The 7620-nt window shown below is 44.2% G+C and carries 10 protein-coding genes; all 10 read right to left on the reverse strand.

All coding sequences use genetic code 11. The annotated features are described in order from the left end of the window. Positions 1 to 57 precede the first annotated feature (57 nt). The 10 genes from atpE to rsxC all read right to left on the reverse strand — a co-directional run bounded on the left by atpE (position 58) and on the right by rsxC (position 7362). Entirely contained in the window at positions 58 to 339 is a 282-nt protein-coding gene (gene atpE, locus RDQ32_RS10275) for an ATP synthase F0 subunit C (protein ID WP_007157834.1), read from the reverse strand. 26 nt (positions 340 to 365) lie between these two features. Beyond that, positions 366 to 1127 (reverse strand): F0F1 ATP synthase subunit A, encoded by a 762-nt coding sequence (locus tag RDQ32_RS10280; protein WP_183683049.1) that lies wholly within the window; start codon positions 1125 to 1127, stop codon positions 366 to 368. 3 nt (positions 1128 to 1130) lie between these two features. Further along, the gene (locus RDQ32_RS10285) at positions 1131 to 1562 is read right to left on the reverse strand and encodes an ATP synthase subunit I (RefSeq protein ID WP_007157836.1); all 432 of its coding nucleotides are present in this window, start codon (positions 1560 to 1562) and stop codon (positions 1131 to 1133) included. Positions 1563 to 1604: 42 nt separating this feature from the next. Beyond that, positions 1605 to 1865: an AtpZ/AtpI family protein gene (locus tag RDQ32_RS10290; RefSeq protein WP_308580384.1), complete on the reverse strand. Its 261-nt coding sequence runs from the start codon at positions 1863 to 1865 to the stop codon at positions 1605 to 1607. Positions 1866 to 2238: 373 nt separating this feature from the next. Further along, positions 2239 to 3123, reverse strand: a complete 885-nt coding sequence (locus tag RDQ32_RS10295) for an RnfABCDGE type electron transport complex subunit B (RefSeq protein WP_308580385.1) — start codon at positions 3121 to 3123, stop codon at positions 2239 to 2241. Positions 3124 to 3135: 12 nt separating this feature from the next. Beyond that, positions 3136 to 3750: an electron transport complex protein RnfA gene (locus RDQ32_RS10300; RefSeq protein WP_007157839.1), complete on the reverse strand. Its 615-nt coding sequence runs from the start codon at positions 3748 to 3750 to the stop codon at positions 3136 to 3138. Then, positions 3747 to 4457 carry an electron transport complex subunit E gene (locus RDQ32_RS10305; protein WP_308580386.1) on the reverse strand — a complete coding sequence of 237 codons (711 nt, stop codon included), beginning with the start codon at positions 4455 to 4457 and terminating at the stop codon, positions 3747 to 3749. The genes RDQ32_RS10300 and RDQ32_RS10305 overlap by 4 nt, the downstream gene beginning before the upstream one ends. 9 nt (positions 4458 to 4466) lie before the next feature. After that, the gene (locus tag RDQ32_RS10310; protein ID WP_304072188.1) at positions 4467 to 5075 is read right to left on the reverse strand and encodes an RnfABCDGE type electron transport complex subunit G; all 609 of its coding nucleotides are present in this window, start codon (positions 5073 to 5075) and stop codon (positions 4467 to 4469) included. Position 5076: 1 nt separating this feature from the next. Continuing rightward, positions 5077 to 6015 (reverse strand): RnfABCDGE type electron transport complex subunit D, encoded by a 939-nt coding sequence (locus RDQ32_RS10315; protein WP_308580387.1) that lies wholly within the window; start codon positions 6013 to 6015, stop codon positions 5077 to 5079. Continuing rightward, complete coding sequence (gene rsxC / locus RDQ32_RS10320; RefSeq protein WP_308580388.1) at positions 6016 to 7362, reverse strand: electron transport complex subunit RsxC; 1347 nt, start codon at positions 7360 to 7362, stop codon at positions 6016 to 6018. Positions 7363 to 7620: the final 258 nt, after the last annotated feature.

Consider the following 7620-nt stretch of genomic DNA (forward strand, 5'->3'; position numbering starts at 1 on the left):
ACCAACTGTTGCGATTCCATACTTTTCTCCTTTCTTCGCTTTGCTTCGTAATTGTTCTTACTTTAAGAAATTCATGAACATACCGGGAGCAACGAAGATCAGAAGAAGACCGGTTACGAATCCGTAGATACCGGTTGTCTCGGCAATCGCACAACCTAATAACATGGTAGAAGTAACGTCACCCTTACACTCGGGCTGTCTTCCGATAGCTTCCAAAGCCTTTGCTACAGCGTTACCTTCTCCAATACCGGGTCCGATACCTGCGATTAATGCAGCACCTGCACCGATTCCACATCCTGCTAATGCAATACCTCTTGCTAAAAACTGAAATTCACTCATTTTCTTGTCCTCCTAAATTAATTTGTTTATCCTTCTGCTGCGTTGGCGATATACATAATCGTCAACATGGTAAAAATAAATGCCTGCATGGCACTGGAAAACCAGTCAAAATAAAATCCTACGATAGCGGGCAGACCCACTGCAAAAATAGGAATGTTTGATAGAAAATCTCCTACAACACCGGGGATTAAGCCCAAGACTGCAGAAGAAGCAATGGTTAATGATGCATAAATCAAACCACTGATAACCACTCCTGACAAAATGTTACCGAAATGACGACATGCCATACTAATGGGGGTAGCCACATCCGAAAGGATGTTAAATGGCGTCATAACCGGAATGGGCTGGGTAAATCCCTTCAAAAATCCAATAACTCCACCTGCCTTAATCTTGTTGGCAATGATGATTACGTAAACCGTAAGTGCCCAGGCTGCCTCTGTGGACAGATCTGCGGTAGGGCTTCGTAATCCGGTCAAACTGATTAAGTTGGAAACGATACTGGTGCCAAAAAGGGCTGCCACAAAAGGAATCATCTTATCAAACTTGGTTCCTCCCGTATTACTGCGCACTAAGTTGTTGGCACTTTCTACAATCAGCTCTGCAATGGCTTGTCGTTTACTAATATTTTCCACCCGCAGATTTCGGGTAAGGAAGATACATAGCCCGGTGATAATCGCCATAACTATCCAGCTGACCACTAGGGTTTCCGAAAGCAGAAAATCTCCTAGGAAAGGAATTCCTGTAGGAATTTTAAGGAATATTTTTGCTCCAGAAATATCAAAATTCATACTCTAGTTTTCACCTCCTTGTGTTTTCGTATTCTTTTTCCAGTCGAGAACCCCTCGTATTCTCAGAAATGCTCCCGGAAAAAGTAAGGGAACAATACCCGCTACGGCATTAAAAATGGGAGCGATTAGCGCTATCACAATCCAAATCAGCTGCAGCATGGTACGGTTTCGGTAAGATGCTCTCATCTTCTGGTAAGCATCTTCCTGATTTTCCGTGTTGACAATCTCCTGAACAGTAATCCCCATGAGATAAAAATTCATTACTGCCACAAAGCTTCCCAATACGGCGGAAAGAATCACCTTATAATCAAAGCTGACTATTTCCGGTTTTGCTATATGAAGAAAGAAAAAACAGATTAGCAGCACAAGGCAAGCTATTCCGCACTGCACAGCAATCTGCACAGTTTCTTTTTTCACGGTAGATTGTACCTTCATTTTTCTTATCCTTTCTTATGTAAAACTTAAAGTCGGAGCTTTCTAACGATGTTGGTTAAAAGCTCGATCCTTTGTTTCTTGCTTCTTCTCCTTCTTTGAGACAGACAGATAAAACTTATAGGCTGTCATAAAGGAAGCCGCAAGACCGAAGAAAAATGCAGGCAGGTATATCCAGTAAGAAAGATGAAAGTGCTCTCTTAATTGATATGCCACAAATAAGCATAATAAAAGCGGCATTGCAAGGGATAATCCAAACTGACTCAGAATCGATAGATTTCTGAATGCCTTTGACCATTCCTTCATGCCGCTCTCCTCCTTGATTGCTCACTTACGAGATAATTCCCGTTGCCATTTTCCATATAAAAAGGATTCTACACTAGCCCTACGAAATAGACAATATTGTTAAAGAAAAAACTTTTACAATTTCTTTCAAAGCAAAAGCAAATTTTATGGTAGTTCTTTTTTACTTTTAGCACTTTTTACTGTAATGTTCTTTCTAAATCCGTCTTTTCGGGACAGCTCCTTTTTTATGAAAATTTTCACAACAGATACTTTATCGACTACTTTTGTAAGTTTTAAAAGAGTTTTATGAAAATTTTTATTCAGTTTATTTCTTTATGCTTATGAAATACTCTTTTCTGCCATATCTTGATGATGATAAAGATATCTTTTGCATTTAACCTACGGAAACGGGAGCTTCCTTAGCTTCTTCCTTCTTTTCCTGTACCGCTTCCTTCGGTTCTACCTTCTTCACTTTTTTACCGGTAATGGCGGAAGTGGGACACTTCTGAGCACAAATACCGCAATCGGTACATTTTTCATTCATCACTGCCAAATCATTCAGGACATGAATGGCATCGAAGGGACAGTTCTTCTCGCAAATTCCACAGGCAATACATCCGATGGAACAGCTGTCCTTAACTGCCTTACCCTTTAAAAGATTCTTACAGGAAACGATGTGTTTCTTCTTATAAGGAACAAAGGAAATCAACGCCTTGGGGCAAGCTTTAATACAAGCACCGCAGGCTGTACACTTCTCCTTATCCACAATGGCAACACCATCCACCACATGAATAGCATCAAAGGCACAGACCTTTACGCAGGAGCCATAGCCACAGCAAGAGTATGGGCAGGACTTTTCCGTTCCTCCCGGAACCACCGCCAAGTCATTGCAATCGGCAATACCTGTATAGCTGGCAATCTGCTTTGTCTTGGAGCAGGATCCCTGGCAGTGTACATGGGCAACCTTTTTTTCCTGGTCCATGGACACCTCTCCGGTGCCAAGAATTTGCGCAATCTTCTCCGCTACGGGACTTCCTCCTACCGGACACTGTGTTACAGGAGCCTCTCCCAATGCCATAGCCTTAGCACAGCCGTCACAGCCGGGGAATCCGCAGGCACCGCAGTTGTTTCCCGGAAGTGCCCCGCGAATCTTCGCCTCTGTTTCATCCACCTCCACCTTGAATTTCTCGGAGGCCACTCCTAAAAATACGCCCAAAATCAAACCTGTTGCACCCACTAAACCGGCGGCAACCAGGACCAATGTTGTCATTAGACTCATACTCAATCCTCCTTAAATCAATCCGCCAAAGCCGAAGAATGCAATCGCCATAAGGGCTGCGGTAACCAGTACAATGGGAGAACCCTGGAAAGAGTGGGGAATCCTGTCGTTCCCTTCGATAATATTCTCCCGGATTCCTGCCATAAGCAATAATGCTAAAGCAAAACCTACGGAAATTCCCAGTCCGTATACTAAGCTCTGGGCAAAGTTATAACCATAAGAAACATTATTCAAGGCCACACCCAAAACCGCACAGTTTGTGGTAATCAGAGGAAGATACACACCCAAGGACTCATAAAGAGAAGGTACATTCTTCTTTAAGAACATCTCTACAAACTGTACCAGAGCCGCAATAACCAAGATGAACACAATGGTATTCAGATACTCTAAACCATCCGTTAAGCCCAGGGCCTTGCAAAGGGGGCTGGAAGCCGCCAGGAAGGCAACATAGATTCCATGGGTAATTACGGAGGCAATCACGATAACGAAGATTACCGCTCCTCCCATACCCTTGGAGGACTCTGTCTTCTTTGATACTCCCAGGAAAGGACAGATTCCCAAGAACTGGGAAAGCACTACGTTACTGACCAGGGAATATTTAATGGCAATCAATAGCAAATCAATCATACTGCCGCCTCCTTCTTCTCTACTTCACTCTTTTCAGGAGCTTTTTCTTTACACTCGGAGAAGCAGCCCATGCAGTTTCCGCCACAAACAAATTCCTCCGGAGCATCTCCGTTGGTTGCGGAAGGAAGACGCAACTTGTTCTGAATTGCCGTAAGAACCGCAAGAACCAGGAAGGCACCGGGAGCCAGTACGAAAATGCTGATGCTGTAGGCCTCCGGAATCAATCTGAAGTTAAAGATGGTTCCTGCACCGATTAACTCTCTTACGGATCCGATAATGGTTAAGGCCAAAGTGAAGCCGATGCCCATGCCCAGACCGTCAAAGAAGGATAAGGCCGGGCCGTTAAACAAAGCATAGGACTCCGCTCTTCCTAAAATGATACAGTTAACTACAATCAAAGGAATATAAATTCCCAAAGCCTCATATAAAGCCGGTACATAGGCCTGAATCAAAAGCTGAACAATGGTAACCAAAGATGCTACTACCACGATTTCTCCCGGAAGACGCATACGCTCCGGAATAGTTTTACGAAGGGCGGAAATCAGCATATTGGAAAACATTAATACCGCTGTGGTGGACAATCCCATTCCCAATCCGTTTATCGCACTGGTGGTGGTTGCCAAGGTAGGACACATTCCCAGCATGATAATGAAGGTAGGGTTTTCTTTGATAATACCGTTATATAATCTTTCTATGTATTTATTCATTTCCCCCTCCTACTTTAAAACGTAATTTTCCACAAATTCCGTGGATGCATTTACCGTATTGGTTACCGCAGTACTGGTAATGGTGGCACCGGAAATCGCATCGATTTCATTCTCTCCTGCACCGCCGCCTTTTTTCACGGCAATCTTTGTGGTTTTTCCGGCAAACTGCTCGTAGAACTCGGGAAGAGTTGCTTTTTGTCCAAGACCTGCCGTCTCCGGTAAGGTTTCCGGGAAAGAAATTCCGGTAACCTTTAAGTCTTTATCCACACCTACAACCACTACAACGGGACCGCCGTAGCCTGCTGCATGTCCCTTCAGCACATATCCTACAGTTTCCCCTGAAGCATCCTTAGCCACAATAGCATCCGTCAGCTCTGCGCCGCCGTTATCCGTTGCCAAAGTTCCTTCTTCGGTAGCCTTCTGTAAAGTATCCTTCAGTTCCTCACTGTCATAATCCGCAGCATCCAAAACCACCTTGTAGGCTTTGTTGGTTGCTTCTTTAATGGCATTGGCAATGGTATCCTTCGTCATTCCGTATACCACGCCTAAAAGCAGTCCGGAGATTAAGGTAATGGCAGTAAGCACTAAGGCGTCTTTCATAAAGGAATCTTTTTTCATCTTACTTTCCCTCCCTGCCAAATGCCTTCGGTATCGTCATGTTATTGATCGTCGGTACCAAAATATTGCTCAAAATAATCGCATAGGAAACTCCCTCTGCAGAACCGCCGAAAAGACGGAAGAGTCCGGTTAAAATTCCCACAAGTACCGCAAAGACAATCTGTCCGTTGGGGGTAATGGGAGAAGATACATAGTCTGTCAGCATAAAAAAGGCACCGAAAATCAATCCGCCTCCTAAGATTTCGGAAGCCAGATAATGCATATCAAAGCCTCTTCCGGAGAAGATCAGGGTAAACAGCGCTACGGTTCCGATATAAATCAAAGGCATTTTCGGAGAAATAACCTTCCGAACAATCAGGTATAAAGCACCGATCAAAAGACAAATCTTAGATACCTCTCCGATGGTTCCCGGAATTCTTCCCACAAACATATCCATCAAATTCATGCTGGCATCCGGAGTTGTTTTTAAAATTGCAAGAGGGGTTGCGGTGGCAATTCCGTCTGCCCCTGCGTTGTTGAAAGCAGTCATCTTTCCTGCAAAGGAAATCAAGAGGAAGCAACGAGCCGCTAAAGCCGGGTTCATGAAGTTGGCTCCCAGGCCTCCATAAAGCTGCTTTACCACAGTAATAGCAAACACGGATCCCACCATAGGAATCCAATAGGGAATTCCCGGAGGACAGTTTAATGCCAAAATCATACCGGTTACCGCAGCAGACCAGTCATTCACCGTTACCGGCAGCTTCATAGCCTTCTGGTAAGCAAACTCTGTAAAAACCGCCATCAAAGTGGTGAGTACCACTACGAATAGAGCGTGAAATCCCCACTGTAAAACGCCGTAAATAGCAGTGGGAAGCATGGCAATCACAACGTCTCTCATTAATTCCGCGGAAGTCACCCTGTCACGCACATGGGGATTCGCAGAAAGATGTAAAAGTTTCATTTATTTACCTCCCTGGGCCTTTGCGGCTTTTGCTCTCTTCTCTGCATTGACTTTTCTCTTCATCTGCTTAAAGCCCTGGGTTAAAGGACGCTTTGCGGGACAGACATAGGAACAGCATCCGCACTCGATACACTCCATACCGTAAAGCTTTTCAAAGCGTTCCGTGTTCTTTTGAAGAGAAGCCACCATCATCAATGTAGGCATCAAATTCTCCGGGCAGGCTGTAACGCATCTGCCGCAGTTAATGCAGGGAGTGGTAGCCTCTTCCGCTACCGGGTCTTTCTTAAACGCCAAAATAGAGCTGGAGTTCTTGGTCACAGGAATATCCAGCACAAAAAGCGGCATGCCCATCATAGGACCGCCGGAAATCACCTTTTCCGGATCCTCCGAGAAACCGCCTGCTGCAGAAATCACCTGCTGATAATTGGTTCCCAAGGGTACACGGAAGTTACCGGGACTTGCTACCGCATCTCCGGTTACGGTTAAAATCTTTCTAACCAAAGGCTTGGACTCGCAAACCGCCTCATAAATAGCCACAACGGTGTCTACATTGTCCACTACAACCCCTGCATCCGCCGGTAACATGGAGGAATTAATCTTTCTTCCGCTGGCAGCATAAATCAGCTGACGCTCTCCCCCCTGAGGATAACGGGTTCTTAAGGCTACTACCTCAATATTGTCCATGCCCTTAACTTTTTCCGTCAAAAGCTTGATTGCTTCCGGTTTGTTGTCTTCAATGCAAATCTTTCCCTTGGCATTGGGGAAAATGGAGAGGACTACCTGTAAACCGCCAATCAATTTCTCCGGCATCTCCATCATATCTCTGTAATCGGAGGTAAGATAAGGCTCACACTCTGCACCGTTTACCAAAAATAAATCAATCTTATCGATTTCTTTCGGACTAAGCTTTACAAAAGTAGGGAAACCGGCGCCTCCTAAGCCCACAATACCGGCGTCTCTTACGATGTTTACAATTTCTTCCCGAGACATTACTTTGTAGTCTCTTTTATCACCAAAGCCCGGAATGGATTCATATTGTTGATCATTATCCACCACAATGGACTCCACCATAGCTCCCCCTACGGTCAGTCTCTTCTCAATGGCTTTAACGGTACCTGACACAGAAGAAATAACAGGTGCGGAAATAAAGCCGTTTGCCTCTGCAATCTTCTGTCCTAAAAGAACCCGATCTCCCTTTTGTACCAAGGGCTTGGCAGGGGCTCCAATGTGCTGCGAAAGTGGATAAACCATCAACCCCTCAGGACGCAAATCAACAATGGACTTGTCCATTGCCAATTCCTTTCCGTCATAGGGATGAACGCCACCCTTAAAAGTGGTAACACCCATTTTTATACCTCCCAAAATCTTCCTCATAGACAATTCTTATTATACTATGAAGATTCTTAAAAACAAAGAAAGAGAACCCTATGCACGGAATTTTGTGCATAGAATTCCCCTATATTTTCTTACTATTTTTATGATATTTGTACAAACGCCAAAAAATTTTTTTGTCAAATTTTTGTCAATAGCTCTTGAAGACTTGCCTTTCTTTTTCTATTTCTGTTAAAAATTTTCTGAAAATAGAAAGAAGGGGCTGTAAAAAAA

This window comes from uncultured Oribacterium sp., from assembly GCF_902481605.1.
Taxonomy (GTDB): Bacteria; Bacillota; Clostridia; order Lachnospirales; family Lachnospiraceae; genus Oribacterium; species Oribacterium sinus.